Below are 20,130 nucleotides of genomic sequence, written 5' to 3' on the forward strand. Positions count from 1 at the left end.
GAAGGAAGCCATCATGGCTCTGCTCGACCTCCAGGCCCTTGAGACCCCCGCCGACGAGAGCTTCGGCGACGTCGAGGCCGGCAGCACCGTCAGCCTGATCCTCTGCAACCCGCACAGCAACGTGAGCCTGACCGTCTGCTGACGCCTGGCCGGGGCACCCGCCGGTGAGACCACCGGCGGACCCCGGCGCCCCGTCCGGCCCCGGGCCCCGAGCCCGGGGCCGGACGCACTCTGCCCGGTTCCCGGACCGGACCGGAAGGAGCCCCGCGTGACAAGGAGCCCCGTGTGACGTGGAGCAGGCCCGCGGCGCAGTCCTCCCGGCCGCCGGCGGCCTCCGTCCGGACCCCGGGCGCCGGGCGGGCGCGGCTGCTCGTCCTCGCCCTCTGCGCCACCGGCGGCACACTCGCCGCGCTCGCCCTGCCCGCCGTCCTCGGCTCGACCGTCGACGACCTGGTGGCCCGGGGCGACATCGTCTGGACCGGACTCCTCTGGTGCACCGCCCTGACCGCCGCCGAGGTCGCGTTCGACGCGGTCGTCGCCGTCGTCGGCGGCACCACCACCGCGCAGCTCACCGCCAGGCTCCGCACCGCCGCCGTCGACCGCGTCGTCCGCTGCGACCCGCGCCACGGCGAGAACGTCACCGCCGGCGACCTCACCACGCGGGTGACCGCCAACGCGGCCGAGTCGGCGACGGTCCCGGTCGCCGCCGCCACCGCCGTCCCCGCCGTCCTGCTGCCCGTCGGCGGCGCCGTGGGACTCCTGCTCATCGATCCCTGGCCCGCGCTCGCCCTGCTGGTCGCCGCGCCCGTCCTCGTCGTCCTGCTGCGCACCCTGGTCAGCGACACCGCCCGCGCCTCCGCCGACTACCAGGGCGAACAGGCCGAGATCGCCGGCCGTCTCACCGAGGTGCTCGACGGCGCCGCGACCGTCCGCGCCGCCCACACCGCCACCCGCGAACACGCCCGCATCACCGCACCACTCGCCGCACTCACCGCCCACGGACACGACACCTGGCGCGCCCAGGGCCGCGCGGCCGCCGGTGCCGCCGCGCTGCTGCCGCTGCTGACCGCCGTGGTGCTCGCCGTCGCCGGAATCCGCACGGCCGCCGGGGCGCTCAGCATCGGCGACCTGCTCGCCGTGACCCAGTACGCGGTACTGGCCCTCGGCTTCGGCCCGCTGACGGGGACGCTCAGCACCATCGCCCGGGGCCGCGCCGCCACCCGCCGCCTCGAACCGATGCTCGCCCTGGAGCCGGTGCCGCACCGTTCGCTCACCCTGCCGGCCGGCGGCAGCGGCACGCTGGAACTGCGCGGAGTCGACGTCGTACGGGACGGGAAACGCCTCCTGCACGGGGTGGACCTCACCGTCCCCGGCGGCACCTGCGCCGCCGTCGTCGGCCGCTCCGGATCGGGGAAGTCCCTCCTCGCCGCGGTCGCGGGCCGGCTCACCGACCCCGACGCGGGAAGCGTCACCCTGGACGGCGTACCGCTCGACGGCGTCGACCCGGTCCGGCTGCGGGACCACGTCGCCTACGCCTTCGCCCGGCCCGCCCTGCTGGGGACGACGGTCGCGGACGCCGTCGGGTACGGCATGGACCGGCCGTCCGGGGAACGGATCGAGGCGGCCGTACGCGACGCCGGCGCCGACGCGTTCGTCGCCCTCCTGCCGCACGGCGCGCGCACCGCGCTGGACCGGGCCCCGCTCTCCGGGGGCGAGTACCAGCGCCTCGGCCTCGCCCGCGCCTTCGCCCGCCCGGCCCGGCTGCTGATCCTGGACGACGCCACCTCCAGCCTGGACACGGTCACCGAACGCCAGGTCCAGCGGGCCCTGGCCCACCGGGCGGGCACCGTCACCCGGCTGCTGGTCGCCCACCGGGTCTCCACCGCCGCCGCGGCCGACCGGGTCGTCTGGCTCGACGGGGGCACGGTCCGCGCGGTGGCCCCGCACGCCGTCCTCTGGCGCGACCCGGCCTACCGCGCGGTCTTCCTCGCCGACCCCACCGACCCGGACCCGGACCCCGACCGCGACCCCGGCCCGGGCCCCGACGACCCCGGCCCGGGCTCCCCGGACACCCCCGGACCACGCCCCGCCGCGAACACGGCTCCCCCCTGCGGCGAGTGGGCGACGACCCCGACGACTCCCGCGGCCCCGGCCGCCCGTGCCGTCCCTCCGCAGGCCCTCGCGGGCTTCCCCGGAGCGGAGAGCGGCGTTACGGGGGAGGGCGCCCGCCGGCCGCGTACGGCTGCCGGGGGGAGTGGTGTCAGGGGCGGCGCGGGGCTCCGGTGGTCGCGTTCGGCCGGGAGTTCCGGGGCGGCTGCGGTAGCGGTGGGTGGGGCCGTGTTGGGTGGTCACGGTGTCGCGGCGGGTGCGGGGGTGTCGGCGGACGGCCGTGGGGTGGCGGAGCCGGTGGCCGGGGTCCCGTCCGCTCACGGGGGTGAAGGGGTCGGTGAGCGCGGCGAGTGGTGCGGTGATACGGGCGTGCTCCCGGGCGGCGGTGTGGGCGGCGCGGGCGGTGTCGCTGACCAGGGTGCGCAGCAGGACGACGAGGACGGGCGCGACGACCAGCAGGGCGAGCGCGGGCCAGGGATCGATGAGCAGAAGTCCCACAGCGCCGCCGACGGGCAACAGGACGGCGGGGACGGCGGTCGCGGCCGCGACCGGGACCGTCGCCGACTCGGCCGCGTTGGCGGTCAGCCGCGTGGTGAGGTCGCCGGCGGTGACACTCCCGCCGTGGCGACCGCCGTCCCGCACGGCGGTTCGGGGAAGCCGCCGGCGCCGTCCACCGGGTTGGGCGGGCGCGCGGTGGCCCGGTACGCGGACGCGGGCCGTCATGCGGAGGACCGGCCCGGGATGTTCCCCGGCCCGAGCCCGGCGTGCGGCGAGGGGGAGCCGTCCACCGGTCCCCGGCGGGCCCTTCGGGATCGGCAGGGGCAGGGGTACGGGTCCGAGCCGCCGCGTGCCGAGGCCCGCCGGGGCCCGGTGCCGCCCGGCGACCCCTTCGGGGACACCACGAGCCGGGGTGGTCCGGGCGGCCCTGGCAGCCCGGAGTCCCGGGCGCGGAGGGACGCGGACAGCCGGTGGCCCGCGCCCCCGGGGGATCCGGACGAGTGGTGGACCGGGGAGTGCGCGTGACAGCGGAAGCGGACCGTGACGTGGGCGTGGCGGCGGAAGCGGATCGGCACGTGCGCGGGACGGCGGAAGCGGACCGGGAAGGGCCCGTGCCGGCGGAACGGGAGCCCCGCACCGCGCTGGGGCGGGTCACCAGGGAGGCACGGCCCTTCCTGCGGGCCCGCACCGGTGCGATCGTGCGGCTCGGCGGCTGGTCGCTGCTGGAGTTCGCGCAGACCTTCGTCGGCGGGTTCGCGGTCGCCCGCGCCCTCGACGACGGGTTCCTCGCCGGCTCCACCCCTACCGGCCTGGCCTGGCTGGCGCTGGCCGCCTCCGCCGCGCTGCCCGCCGCGCTCGCCACCCGGGGCGTCTTCGCCCGCCTCGCCGACCTGGTCGAGCCGTTGCGGGACGGACTCGTGCGCCGGGCGTCGGCCCGCGCCCTGCACACCGCGCTCACCGGCACCCGCACCGGGGGCGGCGCGTCCACCGGGTCCGTCTCCCAGGTCACCCACCAGAGCGAGATCGCCCGCGACGGCTGGGCCGGACTGGTGCTGGCCCTGCGGTCGTTCGTGTTCACGGCGGCCGGCGCGCTCGCCGGACTCGCCGCTCTCTCCCCGCTGCTGCTGCTCGTCGTGGTGCCGCCGCTGGTGCTCGGTATCGGGCTCTTCCTCGCCACCCTGCCGCCGATGGCCGCGCGTCAGCGCGACTACCTCGGCGCGGACGAGGACTTCGCCGCCCACGCCGGGCGGACCGCCGCCGCGCTGCGGGACATCGCGGCGGCCGGGGCGGCGGACCGTACCGTCGCCGAGGCGGAGGCACACGCCCGGCGGCAGGCGGCGGCGGCCCGCTCCCTGGCCCGCTGGGCGGCCGTACGGATCGTCGCCCTCGCCGTCTGCGGGCGGCTGCCCGCGCTGCTGCTGCTCCTCGCCACCCCGTGGCTGATGCGCAACGGACTCACCGGCGGCGCGCTGGTGGGCGCCTTCACCTACCTCGGGCACTCGCTGGGGCCCGCGCTACACGCCCTGCTGACCCTCGTGGGTACGGCGGGCGGGCGCCTGGTGGTGGTCCTGGACCGGTTCACCGGCCCCGTACGGCTCCCCGTGCCCCCGGTACCTGCCGCAGCGGCCGGGGCACGGGAGGACGGACCGGCGGGCACCCTCGACGGGCTCCCCGGCCGTTCCCCGAAGGCCGGCCGTCCGCAGGCGCCGGGCCGCCGTCCCGCCCCGGCCACCGCCGAACTGCGGTCCGTCAGCTTCGCGTACGGCCCCGCCGCCCGCCCGGTGCTCGACCGGCTCGACCTCACCCTCCGGCCGGGCGACCGGCTCGCCGTCGTCGGCCCCAGCGGCAGCGGGAAGTCCACCCTCGCGGCCGTGCTCGCCGGGGTGGAGACCCCGACCGGGGGAGAGGTGCGCTGGCTGGGCCGCCCCGCCCGGGAGCTGGCGCCCACCGCCGTACGGACCCTCCTCCCGCAGACGCCCTACGTGTTCAGCGGGACGCTGCGGGAGAATCTGCGCTATCTGCGCCCGGAGGCCCGGGACCGGGAACTCGCGGCGACCGTCGCGGCGATCGGGCTCGACCCCGTGGTGGAACGGCTCGGCGGGCTCGACGCGCCGCTCGACCCCCGCCGGCTCTCCCCGGGCGAACGCCAGCTCGTGGCCCTCGGCCGGGCCCATCTCACCACGGCTCCGCTGCTGATCCTGGACGAGGCGACCAGCGAGCTGGACCCGGCGGCCGAGGCACGGGCCGAGCGGGCGCTCGCCGGACGCGCGGGCGCCGTCCTGATCATCGCCCATCGGATCGGATCGGCGGACCGGGCCGCGCGGGTCCTCGTCATGGACGGTACCCGCACCGTCGAAGGGACTCCGGCCGAACTCCTCGACCGTTCGGCGCTCTTCCGCGACCTCGCCGGCCGCTGGTCCCGCACCCCGGGCTGAATCCGGCCGCACCCGACGGCTCCGGCCGTCGTCCCTGTCCCCCCGTCCCCGCTGCCGCTCCCGGTGGGGTCGGTGGGGTCGGTGGGCTCGGTGGGCCGGCCGCTACAGCCAGCCGAACTCCCTGGAGAGTCTGATGGCGTCCAGGCGGTTTCTCGCGCCCGTCTTCCGGATCGCCGCCGCCAGATAGTTCCGTACGGTCCCGCTCGCCAGATGCAGCGCGTTCGCTATGGACGACACCGACTCGCCCTCCGCCGCCAGCGCCAGCACCCGTAACTCCCGTGCCGACAGCGGCACCTCACTGGCCTGGAGCAGACCGAAGGCCAGGGACTGGTCGATATGACGGCCCCCGGCCGCGACCTTCCGGACCACCTCGCTCAGGTTGTCCACCGGGCCGAACTTGTCTATGTAGCCGCGTGCTCCCGAGTCCGACGCCCGGCGCAGATCACCGGCCCGGTCGCCCCGGGCGAGCACCACCAGGGCGGTCTTCCGGGCGGCGCGGCCCGTTAAGGACTCCACATAGGTCAGGACCTCCACGGAATCCGGACAGTCCAGATCGGTGACGAGTATGTCGGCGGGACACCGCTCCATCGCCGAGCGCACCCCGCCCTTGTCGGTGGTCCGTACCGTCAGACCTTGGTCCTTGCTCAGCAGACATGCCAATGAGGCCCGCCATAGGGACACCGCGTGTACCAAGAGAACCGACGTCATGGGCTGCTCCTTCTGGCTCATGTCAAACAGCTGGCTCATTCGAGCCGTGTCACCGGGCGTACACGTGCCGTTCGTTTCCGTGTGCAACAGACACCAGTTCACCGCAGTCGGGCCGGGTATCACTGACGATCTGCCTAATACCCGGGACATGCCGTCGCGAGAGGGGCGCGCGAGGGCACAAAATGTGCGCCTGTGCGCCCCTCTTGGCCAACTTCACTGGTGTTTCACAGGTTTGAATCGCCGAGCAGCCGGAAACGGAGGCCCCTCGCGTGTGCCCCGCCCTACCGGCCCGGTGTCTTCTTCCCCCAGGCCGAAAGGGCAGTCGTGGCTGTCGGCGTCCACCGCGCGCGGCCGGCGGCGGGTCGGGGCGGCTCGGTCACGTCGGCGGCACCGTGCGGCAACGGGGACGTTGCGCGGGCACCTGTTCGCGGGAATTCCGGTCCGCCGGATCGTGCCGCCCCTCTCCCGCCCCACCGGCGGGCGGCATGCTGCTGGGCATGCAGGATCCGTTCACGTACGCAGTGGCCTTCCCCCCGCCGGGTCCCCGGTACGGCCCGGGTGCCGTACCGCGGCCCCGGCGCGGTTCAGCCGAGTCCGTCCGCCCGGCCGAGGAGCCGGGCGGCGGCCGGGTACCGCAGGTGGGGCCGCAGCCGGCGGCGCATGGCACCGAGCCGGCGGGTGGCGCGCACGGAGTCCAGTGACGGATAGGCGTCCAGGAAGGCGTCCCAGTGGGGGAGCGCCTCGTCCAGGTGCCCCATGCCCCACTGGGCCTCCGCCAGCCGCGCGTGCGTGAGCACCCGGGCATGCCGCTCGCCGGGCGCGCGGGCGCGCAACGACGCCGTCAGGGCCCGTACCGCGCCGCTGCGGTCGCCGAGTGCCGACAGAGTCTGGGCGCGCTGGTAGTGGAGCGCCCCCAGCGAGTACGCGGCGAACGGCCCCGATGTCCCGGCCTCGGCCCCGGCCCCGTTGTCGTCCCCTCGCAGCCGCTCCGCCCGGTCCAGCGCGGCCAGCGCGGCACGCCGGTCGTGCCGGGCCTGGAGCACCGCGAGATGGGCGTGGGTGTACGCCTGGACCACGGGCGGCGCGTGCCGGGCGTGCTCGCAGGCCCGTTCGGCGAGCCGCAGCACCACCGGCCCGTGGTGGCCGAGGTCGTGGGCGTGGGTGGCCATCGTGCGCAGCGCTATCGCGAGGGTGGCGTGGTCTCCGGCGTCCGCCGACAGCCGGGCGGCGACGAGCTGGTAGTGCTGGGCCACCGCGTCGTCGCCGCCGTCGGCACAGATCCGGCCGAGCAACAGCGTGAGCTGGGCGGCCCGGGAGAGCAGCGGTGCGCGGACGGCGTCGGACGACGGCGCGTGCAGCCGCGCGGTGACGTCGTGGGCGAGGTAGGCGGCGAGGGGTGCCCGCACGGGTCCGCCGCCCAGCCGGTCGGCGGTGGTGGCGAAGACCTCGGCCATGGCGTCCATGCGGGCCGCGTCGGCGGCGCCGGTCCGGTCCCTGCCCGGGGCCCGGCGCTGCGGGCCCGGCGGGCCGACGGGCAGCAGCTCCGGCACGGCGAGGGTGAGCGGGCTGAAGAGCGCGGACGTGAGCAGGGTCCGCCGCGCGGGGTCCAGTTCGGCCCCGGTGAGCAGGGTGAGCGCCCGCAGCGGGGCCGCCTCCCAGGAGACCGGCGGCATCCGCTCGGGTGCCCGGGTCAGCCCCGCCTGCCCGGCGGTGACGGGCCGGTCCAGCCGCCGGGACAGGGCCTCCAGCAGGAACTCCGGCGCGGGCGGCCGGGGTCGTGCCCCGGCCAGCCAGCGGGAGACCGAGGAGCGGTCGCAGGCCAGGGTGGAGCCGTGCTCGGCCGCCACCTGCCCGATGGCGCGGGCGAGTTGTGCGGCGCTCCAGCCGGCGGTCTCCAGGAGCAGCCGCAGCCGGAGGTTGGGGGTGGCGGGCACGGCTTCCTCCTCAGGGGGCGCGGGGTCCCTCCTCGGGGGACGCGGGACCGGCCGCCGACACCTGGTGAGCGGATTCACAACCGGGCAAAGTCGCACGGTGTGCTCCGCCGCCGCCCTCCCCGGTCCCTTGTGCGGGCCATGGAGCGGACGGTCCAATGTGATGACCCGGCAGTCGTCCCGGTGCACAGGATAGGAGCCGGGCGGCGTTCCCGGGGGCAGGTGTGAAAGGTGGGCCCCATGGCGGCGATGCCGGTGGTGACAGCGGCGACTGCGGCGACTGCGACGACCGTGGTGAGCGCGACGGCGGCGGTGGCGGCGGCGAAGACGGTGGCGACGGTGGTGACAGCGGCGCGTACGTTCCCCGCGTGCTCGTCCGCGCCGGGCCGCCGGGTGCGCTGGACGCCGCCCGCAGCGCGGCCCTCCTGAGCCGCCCCGTGGTGGAAGGACGGGATCGGGTGGAACCGGGCGGGGCCCGGAGTCAGGGGGAGTTCCATGCACCAGCACACGGATCGCGGACGCCGGGGGGACGCCCCGTGCGCCCGTGACACGGGTCACCGCCCACCGGGGGCACCGGCGATTTCCGGACACCTGTCCGAGGGAACAGGCGGCATCCCCCCGGCCGGTGGGCCGGACGGCACGGGTGTGCCTCCGGGAGCGGCCGCAGCGGCAAGCGCCGCTCCGGGAACCGCCGCTCCGGTAAGCGCCGTTTCCGGAACCGTTGCCCCGGTAACCGCCGCACCGGAGACGACCGTTCCGGGCGCTTCCCCGGGGACGAGAACCCCGCACACCTCCCTGCCCGACGGTGACCCGCCGCCGGCCGCCGGCCCCGGCGCGACCCCCGGCAGCGAACCCTGGGTACGTGCCCTGCTCGCCCGCCACTGGGGCCTCGACCCCCGAACCACCGGCGTGCGCCCCCTCGTCGTCGACGGCGCAGCGCCCCTCAGCCACACCGCCGGACTCTGGCAGATCCTGGAACCCGGATCCCGCCGGGTGCTCAAGGTGCGGCGATTCCCGGAGGCACTGCGCCCGCCCGCGTTCCACGAGGTCAAGGAGCGCGTCGCCGCGCACTGCCGCCGCCACGGCGTCCCGGCGGGTGCGGCGGTCCCCGCGCTCGACGGCCGCACCGGAGTCCGGTGCGACGGCACCGTCAGTGAACTCGCCCCCTGGTACGAGGGCGCCCTCGCGGCCCCCGCCGACCCCGCCCAGGCCACCGCCCTCGTCCACTGCGGCCTGCGGCTGCGGCGCGCACTCGACTCCGTCCCCGGGGAGCTGCGAGCCGAGCTGGCCGCCGCGACCGCGCAGCCGGCCGGCGGCGATGAGGACTGGTCCACGGCGCTCGTCGACGCCGCGCGGCTGCTCGAACGGGCCGGCCGGCGGGACGACCCCTGGTCCCGGCTGGTGGCCGACACCCTGCGGCCAGCCGTCGCCGCCGGGCCGCTGCTGTACGACCGGCTCACCGCCCCCGGCCGTCCGACCCGCCCCCCGGCGGTGATCCACAGCGACCTCCATCCGCACCACTTCGTGGTCTCGCCCCGCGCCGGCGACCCGTCCGCCACCGGCACCGCCTACGCCGTCAGCGCCGTCCTGGACTTCGACCACCTCCATGTCGGGGACCCCCTGCTGGACCTCGCGTGGCTGGCGGAGGCCGCCGGGCGGGTGACCGGATCCGTCGCCCGGCGGCGCGCCCTGGCCGCCTTCCTCAAGGACGCGGTCCGCCTCGGTCTGCTCCGCCCCGGCGAGGAGGTCCTGCTGATGCCGCTGCTGCTCGCGCACTCGCTGCCCGTGATCGTCCGCATCGCCCGGGACATCCTGGAGAACGGCGTCCGCAGCCCGCAGTGGCCCGGCTACTTCGCGCTGCTCTCCCCGGAGCGCAGACTCGCCGTCCACCGCCGCCTCGCCGTCGCCGGACGATCCCTCTGACGAAGACAGCCGAGCGCAGCCGAACACAGCCGAACACAGCCGAGCACCGCCGAGCGCATCCCGCGCCCGGCCCGCCGCCTGCCGCCCGTACCCGCGTCCGCGCCCCGCCCCCGTACCCGGCACTGTGCCCCCGTACGGATACGGCCCCGGCGCGGTTCAGCCAAGCCCGTCCACCCGTCCACCCGTCCGCCCGCCCACCGACTCCCTCGACTCCCGCTCGGTCCACGGCATCCGGCCCGGCGGCCTCCGTGAACACGACTGCTAACGGGCTCATTTCGGCCACCACCCCCGTGCCGGAATCAGACGTGGCGGACATCCGGGTGCTGTCGCCGAGGTGCCGGGTCCCGTGGTGCCCCGCCCGTACAAGTCGCCCCACAGCCAACCCCGTTGGAAGCCGACCCCGCCGACCCGCCCCTTTGCGCGGGATGACGCGTACCGGCCAGAATCGGCGTGTGACAGCCCTTCCGCCGAACACGGCCACCACCCGGGTCTGGGACCAGCAGAGCGTCTGGTCGCAGACCGCCAACCACCTCAAGGTGTCCGTCGAACGGGCCCGGAGCGGTGCCCTCGGGCTGGTGCTCGTGGCGGCCGTGCTCGGCACCGCCGCCAGTCAGACCATGGACGTCACCTCCTGGCTCGGCCCGCTGCTCGCGTTCGCCGCCGCCTGCGCCGCCGGTGCCGCGCCCTTCGCCGCCCAGCGCGGCGGCCCCGCCCGGCTCAGCGACTGGATCCGGGCGCGGGCCGTGTCCGAGGCGCTCAAGGCGGAGGTGTACCAGTCCCTCACCGGCGTCGGCGACTACCAGGACCGGGACGGCGCGGGCGCGCTCCTCGCCGAGCGGGCCGCCCGCTACCGCACGGACGCCACCGACCTCGTCCGCCACACCACCGGCGTCGAGCCCGTCACGCGGCCGCTGCCCGCAGTCACCGGCATCGACTCCTACGTGGAGCAGCGGCTGCGCCGCCAGATCGACACCTACTACCGCCCCAAGTCGGCCTTCATGCTCCGCCGGTTCGAACAGATCTCCCGCGCGGAACTCGCCCTGGGTGTCCTCGGCGCCGTGCTCGCGGCCGCCGCCGGTGCCTTCGCCGTCGACCGGATCGCCGCCTGGGTCGCCGTGGCCGCGTCCCTCGCCATCGCCGTCACCGCCCACGGCATCGCCCAGCGCTACGCCTACCAGCACCTGGAGTTCCTGCGCACCGCCGAACAGCTCGAACGACTCCTGGAGGAGTGGACGGACCGGCCCGTGCGGACCCCGGAGGCCGCCGCCGACCTGGTCACCGCGTGCGAACACGCCATCTCCATCCAGAACGAGTCCTGGATGATCCGCTGGGTCGTGAGCTGAGTGGACGGTGGGGGAACGGCCCGCGCACAGCTGGCGGAGCTGCTCCGGTCCCTCCGCCCCGGTTCCCGGCAGGCCACCGCCCCGCGCCGGGCCGCCGAACTCGCCGCCTACGAGAGCGGTGAGCGGATCCCCGGCCCCGACGCCATCCGCCTCTACGCGTACCTCCCCGGCGCCGACCGGGACCACCTCTTCGAGCTGTGGGAGCGCGCGGTCGCGGAGGAACGCCTACAGGAACAGCAACAGGAACAGGAACGGGAACGGGACCAGGACTTCGCCCGGCGGTACGCGGCCGAATGCGCCGCGTCGCACCCCCTGACGGGACCCGACGGCCCACCCGCCGGGTACGTCCACGTCGGCCTGCGCGCGATCCCCGACCCGAGCGGCCACCCGGAGGAGCCCCCCAAGGAGACCGCCGAGGAGCCCGCCGAGGAACTGCACGAGCGGCACCGGCGGGTGCTGCTGCGCGGGGCACCCGGCTCCGGCAAGACCACGACGCTCCGCCACGTCCTCCACCGGGAGCTGGCACGGCCCGGGGGACGACTGCCCTTCCTCCTCCCGGTCCGCGCGCTGCTCGCCGGACCCCGGCCGCCCGGCGCGGAGGATCTGCTGAGCGCGTGCGGCTCCGCCCTCGCCGGCGAGGCACCCCCGGGCTGGACGGAACGGATCCTGCGGGCGGGCGGCGCGCTGCTGCTCGTCGACGGGCTCGACGACGCCGGCGAGACACGACGGGAGGACCTGCGTCCCTGGCTGCGGTCCCTGCTCGCGCTCCACCCCGGCAACAGGGCCCTGCTGACGGCGCGTTCCAGCGCCCGCCACCTGGACTGGCCGGCCGAGGAGGGCTTCGCCGCGTACCGGCTCGCCCCCCTGGACCGGGAGGGCGTCCGGGCGTTCACCGAGCAGTGGCACCGGACCGGCGGGCCGCCGGGGCAGCGGGCGCGGCGGGCACTCGACACGGTGCTGGAAACCGCCCCCGGTATCCGCCGGCTGGCGTCGACACCCCTGCTGGCCGCCGCGTTCTGCACCTTGTCCGTCAACGGGGAGTGGGTGCCCCCGCTGCACCACACCGCCTTCCTCCGGGCCGCGCTGACGCGACTGGCCACCGGTGAACCGGATACCCACGACCCGGGGGAGCCCCTGGGATCGCGCGAGACCGTGGACCTGGCGCAGTCCCTCGCCGTGTGGCTCCAGCGCAACGCCCTCACCGAAGCCACTCGCGAGCAGGCCGTCCGGCAGTTCGAACGCGCCCTGCCCCCGTCGGCCCTGCTGGACGTCAACGCCGAGTTCCGGCTGTACCGGCTGCTCGACCGGGGCGACCTCCTCGTGGAGGACGCCCCGGACCGGATCACCTTCGCCGACCCCGAACTCCAGGCCTATCTCGCGGCACGGGAGCTGGTGGAGTCGGACGCGCTGGCCGAGGTGGTCCGGCACGCCCACGAGGACCGCTGGCGACAGGTCGCGGTCTACGCCGCCGGCCACGCACGGCAGTGGGAGGCGACCACCCTCGTCGGCGATCTGCTGGACCGCGCCGACGCGGAGTCCGGCGGCGGGCCGAGGGCCGCGCGGCTGCGGCTGCTGGCCGTACGGGCCCACTGGGAGGCGGCGGTGCGCCAGCCCGTACGGGACCGGGTGACGGAGGCACAGGCCCGGTTCATCCCGCCCCGGAGCGCCGAGGAGGGCGCCGCTCTCACGGCCGCCGGCCCCTGGATCCTGGAACTGCTGCCGGACCCGGCGGGGCTCGACCCCGCCGACCCCACCACCGCGCTGCTGCGCCTCGCCGTCGGAACGATCGGCGGCGAGCGGGCCGAGCGGTACGTCCGCGACATCCCCGACCGGCCCGCCCCGCCCCCGCCGGACACCGCACGTCCGCGCCCGCTGCCGGACCGCCCGGTCGCCTCCCCGCTCCTCGTGACGAGCCGGCCGTACGAGGAGAGCGGCCCCGAATCCGACGGCCCCCGGACCGTCACCCTCGGCGGCGGCGAACACGCCCGGGACCTCGCCCCGCTGGCGCCGACCGTGCGCCGCGCCGTCTGCCGGGGACCCGTGGACCTGGCCCTGCTGCGGGCGCTGCCCCTGCTGCACAGCGTCACCGTCGAGAACCATCCCGGACTCGACCGCCTGGACGACCTCACCGGACTGCCCCGGCTGCGCTCCCTCGCCCTCTTCGGCTGCCCCCGCCTGGACGACCTCACCGCGCTGAACGGAACCGGGGTGATGTTCCTCGAAATCTCCCCGGCCCCCCGCCTGTCCGTCCTCGCGGACCTCGCCCCGATGCCACGGCTGCGGGCACTCTTCCTGCCGACGGCGGACGTCCGGTACCTGGAACTGCTGGAGCCGCGCCTGCCGGGCGTCACCCTGCTGCCCGGTACCGCGCTGAGCGCGTGAAGCGGAGTGCCTGAGACAGAGCGCCTGAAGCAGAGCACCTGAAGCCGTCCGCCGAAGATCTGGAACAGGGCCGCGACGCGGCCCGCGCAGGGCACAATGAGCGCCGGGCCGGACACGTGGGCGCGCGGGTGCCCGGGTGCGCCGGTCCGTGGAGGAGAGCCGTGGAACTGGAGTACACCAAGGAGTTCGACCCCCTGAGGCCCCGGGTGACCGCCGCCGCTCCACAGGGCGCCGGACCTGCGGGTGACGGATCTGCGAGTGACGGACCTGCGGGCGACGGCGGACGGACGAGCGCGAACGACGACGAGTGCGCCACCGACGACGGGTACGCCACCGACGACGAGGTCTACGTCTTCGACGACGAGAACGTGGTCCTCGCGGTCAACGTGGCCCTCAAGACCGGCCGCCCGCTGCTGCTGTTCGGACCGCCGGGATCGGGGAAGTCCTCCCTCGCGCCCAATGTGGCCCGCGTCCTCGGCTGGGAACACCACGCGCACGTCGTCACCGCCCGCACCGAACCCGAGGACCTGCTCTGGCGGTTCGACGCCCTCAGGCGCCTCAACGACGCCCAGGCGCAGCGCCTGGACGAGAACATCGAGCGCTACTACACCAAGGGGCCGCTGTGGCGGGCCTTCGCCGCCGCCACCGGCCGCCGCTCCGTCGTCCTCATCGACGAGATCGACAAGGCCGACCCCGATCTGCCCAACAGCCTGCTTGGGCCGCTGGGTTCGCTCTCCTTCCCCGTCCCGTGGGACGAGCGGAAGCACGTCTCCGCCCGCCCCGACCTGGCCCCCTTCGTCGTCATCACCACCAACGACGAGCGCGAGCTGCCCCGGCCGTTCCTCCGCCGCTGCGTCGTCTTCGAACTCGCCCCGCCCACCCGGGCCCATCTGCTGCGGGTCGCCCGCACCCATCTGCGCGGCGAGTACGACGACGACCTCGCCGGCCGGGTCGCCGACCACATCCTCGCGGTACGGGAGCAGATGACCGACCCCGCGACCGGGCCCAGCACCGCCGAGTTCCTGGACGCCCTCAAGGCGTGTCTCCAGCTCGGTGTGGTGCCCGGTTCGGCGGCCTGGCGGCAGCTGGAGGCGATCACCCTGCGCAAGCGGCGCGGCGGCGGGCCGGAGTCCGCGCGGTGAGCCCACGGGGGGAGGTCTGTCTCGGGGACCTGGCGCGCGCGGTTGCGGTGCTGCGGCCCGCAGACGCCCGGTCCACCGCCGCTGTGGCCCGGTTGCTCGGCTTCGCGCCACGGACTACCGACGGGCCGGGGACACGCGAGCCCGAACCGGTGGGCACCCGGGCCGTCCCCCCGTCCCCGGCAACGGAGTTCGACGGGCCGACGGCGCCCGACGGGCCCGCGCCCGTCGCGCTCCCCCGCGACCCGGTGCCGGTGCCGGCCCTCGCCGGGGCCCGGCCCCCGGTGCCGGTCCCCGCCCCCGGGCCGGAGCGCACCGACACCACCCCCGGGGAGCGTGCCGCCCGGCTCGCCGAACGGCCCCTGGACTTCTCCCTCACCCCCGTCGACGGCCTCCTCGGCACCACCCTCACCACGGCAGCCCGGGACGGCGACGACGGCGGTGACGACGGCGGTGACGGCCCGTCCGCGTCCGGACTGCTGCGGCGCACCGGCACCACCACGACCGCGCTGCCCCACGAACCGCCGTGGAACCGGGACTGGGCACGCGGCGTGACGGTCGCGGCCGTCTCCACCCCCGTCGAGAGCCGCGAGTTCGACGAACGCGCCCTGCTGCGCTCGGTGGCCCGGCAGAACGCCCTCGTCTCCGTACCGCGCAGGGCCCGGCTCACCGCCCGGCGGGGCGTCCAGCTGCTCCTGGACCACGGCCCGGGGATGGCGCCCTTCCAGGACGACCGCGACTGGCTGCGGGAGCTGGTCGCCAGCGTCGCCGGCCGGGACCGGGTCGAGGTGCTGCGCTTCCGGGGCACCCCGGCGCGGGGCGTGGTCCGCGACGACCCGCTCACCCGGGAGCCGTACCGGCCGCCGCAGCCCGGTACCCCTGTGGTCCTCTTCTCCGACCTGGGGCGGCTGCGGCCGCCGTTCACCGGCCGCACGGCCGCCCGCCCCGGCGAGTGGGAGCGGTTCACCGACTCCGTGACGCACTCCGGCTGTCCGGTGGTCTGCCTCACCCCGTACCCGGACACCGACTACCCGGCCGCCCTCCGCCGTACCGTGGCCCTCGTACCGCTCGACCGCTCCCTCTCGCTGGGACACGCACGCGAGATCACCGCCCGGGTGCGCCGGGCCCGGGAGCGGGCGTGAGCGAAGACCCCCCGGACCCGGAGCAGGAGCTGGGCCCGTACTCCGATCTGTCGCCGGACTTCGTGCGGGACTTCGTGCGGGAGTTCGCGCGGGACTTCGCGCCGGACTTCGTGCGGGAGTTCGCGCCGGACTTCGTGCGGGAGTTCGCGCGGGACCTCGCGCCGGACCTCGCGCGGGACTTCGCGGCGGACTTCGCGCCGGACCTCGCGCCGGCCCCCGTCCTGCACCCCGTCCCGTACCCTGATCCGTCGCCGGACTCCGCGCCGGCCCCCGTGTCGGACTCCGCTGCGGACCACCCACCCCCGTACAGCGCCGCTGCCGTCCTCGTCGCCGAACTCGCCCGCGAGCGCCCCGACATCGTCGCCCTCGCCGAGTGCCTGTGCCTGGCCGCCGGAGTCGAACGCCCCTTCCTCCGCCGGGCCCGGCTCCGCTTCCTCCCCCGGAGCACCGCCGGACTGGAGGCGGATCTGTGGTTCTCCCCGCTCGTCGAGGCGGCCGGCGACCATCTGCTCCTGGACCCCGGCGCCGCGACGGTGCTCCGCGAACGCCTGGCGCGCGGGCCGAGGGAACGCGCCGAGGCGGTCCGGGCGTTCACCGAGGAGACCCACAGCGGAGCCGCCCCCCTGGTGCGCTGGTTCGAACAGCTGCTGTGGGCCGGTCTCTTCCCCACCGCCGACAGCGGCGCGCTGGTCGGCCGCGAACTGCGGCGGGTGCTGACCGCCGTCACCGCGTCCGGCCCCGACGCCGACGACATCGGCCGCTGGGCCCTGCACTATCTGCCCCGGCTGCCCGCCGGAGTCCTGCGCCACGACGACGCCTGGCGCATCCAGGTCGCCTCCTCCGAACGCCTCGGCCTGGAGCCGCCCCCCGACCCGGGCGGCGACCGGCGGCCCCCCGGAGCCACCGCCGAGGCCCGCGCCCTCGTCCACCGGGAGCGGCTGATCGGCGTCGAGGCCCGCTCCGGCGGGGTGGTGCTCACCCGCCCGCCCGCTCCCACCGCGCGCCCGCTGCGCGCCCGGGGCCTGTGGCGGGTCCGCCTGGACGCGGTGAGTGCCCTCACCCCCCGGCCCGTTTCGGCCATACCTGTACGGCTGGAAATCGGTGAACGGGAGCGCCTGGAACTCCCCTTCACCGTCCTCCAGCGCCTCGATGCGGCGGGCCGCCCCGTACTGAGCGTCGCCCACCCCGGAACCGCGCTCGCCACCGTGATCGCGGGCGGTGACCCGGACGGGCCGGGCGTCCGGTACGCGGTGCTCCTGCCGGACGGCGCGATCGCCCTGCACGACCGGGCCGGCCGGGTCACGGGCACCCTGCCCGCGTCCGGTACCCGCCGGGACTCCCTGACCCTGTCCGGCGACGGCACCCGGCTGGTGTGGATCGAGGGCGACGCGGTCCACGAGTACTCCCTGGCCGAGCAGACCGGCTCCAGCACCCGTATGCCCGCGGACGCGGGCCTGCGGATGTGGTTCGCCGGGGACACTGACACCGAGCTGGTGTGGGTGTTCATCAGCGGCGACGGACTGGTCCTCGGCCCCGCCGCCGGATCGGTCAGCCTCCTTCCCGCCGCCCCCGACGCCCGGGACCTGTGGCCGGTCCGTGACGGGAGCGGTCTCACCGCCCCCACCGCCCTCGTCGCCCTCGGAGCCGCCGGAGAGCTGAGCTACCACGCCCGTGGCCGGAACCGTGCGCGCCGGCTCTCCCGGCACATCACCGCCGCCCACGCCCGCCCCACCCGGACCGTCGCCGGGGCCCGCGAGGACGGCACCGTCCTGCTGTGGATCCGGGCCGGTGGCCGGAGCCGGAAACACCGGGTCATCGGCACCGCCCCCTGGCAGGTCACCGGAGTCGCCCTCAGCGACGACGAGCGGTGGCTCGCCGCCGTCGGCGGCGACACCCGGCTCCTGGTCTGGCCCACCGGCCGGGACCTGGGCCCGCCCCGGGAGATCCCCCTCGCTTTTTGCGCCGACCGGGTCCACGCACTCCCCGACGGCGGCTGGGCCGTCTCAGGCAGCGGCGGCCCCACCGAGCTGACCTGCGAGGACGGCCGCCGCCACCAGGTGACCCCGGCCCGGGAGCCCGCCCCCGACGACCTGGTGCCCGACTGGATCCGCGAAGGCGTCCTCGCGGAGGTCGACCGCTCCGAGATCCCCTCCCTGTTCGCCGGAGACCCCGGTGGGGACGAGGGCCGGGACCAGGGCGAGAACCAGGGCGAGGACAAGGGCCGGGGCCAGGGCCGGGGCCGGGGAGCGCTGCCCCGTCTCGCCGCCGCCGGAGTCCGCGTCCTCGTCGTCGGCCCCTACACCCCGCCCCCACTGGACGAGGCCGGCCTCACGGCGGACCACGACGAGGTCACCGCCCTGCGGACCGAGGCCCACCGGCACGGCGTCCGGGTCGTGGTGGACCTGCACCCCGGCGACCACGGCACGGGCACCGCCGACCCCGCCCGGCAGGCCCGGCTCCTCGACTGCGTACGCCGCTGGCTCGACCACGACGCCGACGGCATCCGCGTCAGCGCCGCGAGCGACATCGGCGCACGGGAACTCGGCGACCTGCGCCACCTCCTCGACGGCTACGACGGACGGATCCTCGTCCGCAAGAGCCTCCAGGCCCCCCACGCCGTGCTCCTCTTCGACCTGGAGGACATGGGCGCCCGGGGCGACGACTGCGACATGGTCGTGCCGTCCTCCCTGGCCACCGCGCTCGCCGGCGCCGTCCGCGACGCCGACCTCCACTTCTACGGCGCCCAGTTCATGGACGCCCAGTCCTCCCTGGACTCCACCGGGCTGCGCGCCCGCTGGGGCCACTGCCTGCCCGAGCTGATGGCCGGGACACAGCGCCGGCTCGCCGCCGCCGTCCTGCTCGGCCTGCCCGGCTCCCCCTGCCTCCCGCTCGACCTGCTGCGCGAACCCGGGATCGCCGCCCTCCTCGAACTCCGCCGGGGCCACCTCGCCCTCTCCCGGGGCGACTGCCGGATCCTCCTGTACGACCGGCCGGAACTCCTCGGCGTCCTGCGCGGCCACGGCGACGAGACGGTCCTGTGCCTCACCAACTCCGCCACCCGGCCCGCGACCGTCCCCCTCACCCCCGCCGCACTGCACACCGCAGGACCCCTGCGCCTGCTCGACCTGCTCGACGGCACCACGGTCGGCTGCGCCGACACCGCCCCCGCCGAACCCGCCGTCCCCGGCCTCGGCGTCCGCTGGTTCCTGCTGCTGCCCGGCCACGGCGCCGACGGGCCCGGGGAGTGAACGGTGAACCGCCCCCGGATCTTCCTCAGCCACAGCTCGTCCCCGTGCGCCCAGGCCGGCTGCGACTGCCGGGACTACCTGCTGGCGCTGGAGGACCATCTGCGCGACCGGGGCTGCGAACCCGTCGTCGACCGGCACGTCCTCGCGGGCGGCCACGAGTGGAACCCCACCGTCCTGCGGCACGTCAAGAACTGCCACGGGCTGATCCTGCTGCTGTCGCCGCACGCCCTCGGCTCCTTCTACGTCCTCCAGGAGGTGACCGTCGCCATCGCCGAACACGCCGCGAACGGGCACTACCTGGTCCTCCCGGTGCTGCTGCCCGGCGTCCGGCGGCGCCACCTCGACGGCAGCATGCTGGAGAAGCTGAACCTCGGCCGCTTCGACATGGTCGACTGGCCCGCCGACGCCGGGCCCACCGCACCGCCCGCCCGGCTCGACCGGACCATCGGCCCCCTGGTGGAACGCCTCGGCGGGGTCCGCCACCCCGAGGTCACCGACTACGTCGCCGGCCGGCTCACCGAGGTCTCCGACGCCGCCCTCGCCCGTACCGCCGGCATACTCGGCCTCGCGACCCTCGCGTACGCCACCGACCACACCCGCCATCTCGTCGCCCAGGGGCTCCTCACCGAACGCCCGGTGGACTCCTTCGGCGACCCCTGCGCCCTGCGCCTGGCCCTCGCCCACGTCCTGCCGCAGGTACGGACCCCGGAACACCGCGCCGACATCGTGGACCTCGTCGTCCCCTTCGCCCGCGTCCCCCGCGACGACGCCGAACTCCTGCGCCGGCTCGTCCACGACGGCGGCGACCGGGTCGTCCTCCTGCGGGCCGCCCTCAGCGAGACCCCGCACCTGTACATACGCAGGGCCGGCGAGACCCCCGACTCCTGGGTGGTCCGCACGGCGGCGCCCCGCCCCGACGGAACAGGCTTCGCCGAGAGCCTCGTGGCCGCCGTCCGCGACCTCCTGTACGAGGAGATCGCCATGGGGATGCCCTGCGACGCCGAGACCCTGCGCAGGCTCCTCGCCCGGCACGAGAGCGAGTCCGGGCCCTTCACCGTCGTCCTGCACCAGCGGCCCGACCCGTCCCTGGTACGGGCGCTGCTCACCGAATTCCCCCGGCTGCTCTTCCTCTTCGCCCATCAGGCGCAGCCCGCCGCCGACATCTCCGGCGGGCCGCTCGCGCTCCGGGGAATGACCCACGAGCAGGAGCTGGACATGGTCGGCACCCACCGGCGGTTCCGCGCCTGACGACCCGCCCGGCCCCTCCGCCGG

General features: G+C 76.2%; 13 protein-coding genes. 11 read left to right on the forward strand and 2 right to left on the reverse strand.

Translation table 11 applies throughout. The annotated features are described in order from the left end of the window. The first annotated feature begins 13 nt into the window (after window positions 1-13). The 3 genes from SYYSPA8_RS26790 to SYYSPA8_RS26800 all read left to right on the forward strand — a co-directional run bounded on the left by SYYSPA8_RS26790 (window position 14) and on the right by SYYSPA8_RS26800 (window position 5,042). Window positions 14-142 (forward strand): SapB/AmfS family lanthipeptide, encoded by a 129-nt coding sequence (locus SYYSPA8_RS26790; RefSeq protein WP_323449894.1) that lies wholly within the window; start codon window positions 14-16, stop codon window positions 140-142. 143 nt (window positions 143-285) lie between these two features. After that, window positions 286-3,132: an ABC transporter ATP-binding protein gene (locus SYYSPA8_RS26795; RefSeq protein ID WP_323449895.1), complete on the forward strand. Its 2,847-nt coding sequence runs from the start codon at window positions 286-288 to the stop codon at window positions 3,130-3,132. 86 nt (window positions 3,133-3,218) lie between these two features. Further along, entirely contained in the window at window positions 3,219-5,042 is a 1,824-nt protein-coding gene (locus SYYSPA8_RS26800; protein ID WP_323450005.1) for an ABC transporter ATP-binding protein, read from the forward strand. A 102-nt stretch (window positions 5,043-5,144) separates the two neighbouring features. Here SYYSPA8_RS26800 and SYYSPA8_RS26805 read toward each other — a convergent pair whose 3' ends face one another. Together SYYSPA8_RS26805 and SYYSPA8_RS26810 are read right to left on the reverse strand one after the other, a co-directional pair. Further along, a complete protein-coding gene (locus SYYSPA8_RS26805) occupies window positions 5,145-5,750 on the reverse strand; it encodes a response regulator transcription factor (protein WP_323449896.1) in 606 nt (201 codons plus the stop codon). 584 nt (window positions 5,751-6,334) lie between these two features. Beyond that, window positions 6,335-7,684: a helix-turn-helix transcriptional regulator gene (locus tag SYYSPA8_RS26810; protein ID WP_323449897.1), complete on the reverse strand. Its 1,350-nt coding sequence runs from the start codon at window positions 7,682-7,684 to the stop codon at window positions 6,335-6,337. A 237-nt stretch (window positions 7,685-7,921) separates the two neighbouring features. Between SYYSPA8_RS26810 and SYYSPA8_RS26815 the strand changes: the two genes are divergently transcribed. From SYYSPA8_RS26815 to SYYSPA8_RS26850, 8 genes are all read left to right on the forward strand, one after another. After that, entirely contained in the window at window positions 7,922-8,110 is a 189-nt protein-coding gene (locus tag SYYSPA8_RS26815) for a hypothetical protein (protein WP_323449898.1), read from the forward strand. Between the two features lie 480 nt (window positions 8,111-8,590). Then, the gene (locus SYYSPA8_RS26820) at window positions 8,591-9,604 is read left to right on the forward strand and encodes an aminoglycoside phosphotransferase family protein (RefSeq protein ID WP_323449899.1); all 1,014 of its coding nucleotides are present in this window, start codon (window positions 8,591-8,593) and stop codon (window positions 9,602-9,604) included. Between the two features lie 452 nt (window positions 9,605-10,056). Further along, entirely contained in the window at window positions 10,057-10,947 is an 891-nt protein-coding gene (locus SYYSPA8_RS26825; protein WP_323449900.1) for a DUF4231 domain-containing protein, read from the forward strand. Next, window positions 10,948-13,329, forward strand: a complete 2,382-nt coding sequence (locus SYYSPA8_RS26830) for an NACHT domain-containing protein (RefSeq protein ID WP_323449901.1) — start codon at window positions 10,948-10,950, stop codon at window positions 13,327-13,329. 161 nt (window positions 13,330-13,490) lie between these two features. Next, window positions 13,491-14,471 (forward strand): AAA family ATPase, encoded by a 981-nt coding sequence (locus SYYSPA8_RS26835; protein WP_323449902.1) that lies wholly within the window; start codon window positions 13,491-13,493, stop codon window positions 14,469-14,471. Beyond that, on the forward strand, window positions 14,468-15,610 hold the full coding sequence (locus tag SYYSPA8_RS26840; protein WP_323449903.1) for a hypothetical protein: 1,143 nt from the start codon (window positions 14,468-14,470) through the stop codon (window positions 15,608-15,610). Before SYYSPA8_RS26835 ends, SYYSPA8_RS26840 begins: the two co-directional genes overlap by 4 nt. Continuing rightward, window positions 15,607-18,858: a hypothetical protein gene (locus SYYSPA8_RS26845; protein ID WP_323449904.1), complete on the forward strand. Its 3,252-nt coding sequence runs from the start codon at window positions 15,607-15,609 to the stop codon at window positions 18,856-18,858. The genes SYYSPA8_RS26840 and SYYSPA8_RS26845 overlap by 4 nt, the downstream gene beginning before the upstream one ends. A 3-nt stretch (window positions 18,859-18,861) precedes the next feature. Further along, window positions 18,862-20,106, forward strand: coding sequence for a toll/interleukin-1 receptor domain-containing protein (locus tag SYYSPA8_RS26850; RefSeq protein WP_323449905.1), 1,245 nt, complete (start codon window positions 18,862-18,864; stop codon window positions 20,104-20,106). Window positions 20,107-20,130: the final 24 nt, after the last annotated feature.

Source organism: Streptomyces yaizuensis, from assembly GCF_034961445.1.
GTDB lineage: Bacteria > Actinomycetota > Actinomycetes > Streptomycetales > Streptomycetaceae > Streptomyces > Streptomyces yaizuensis.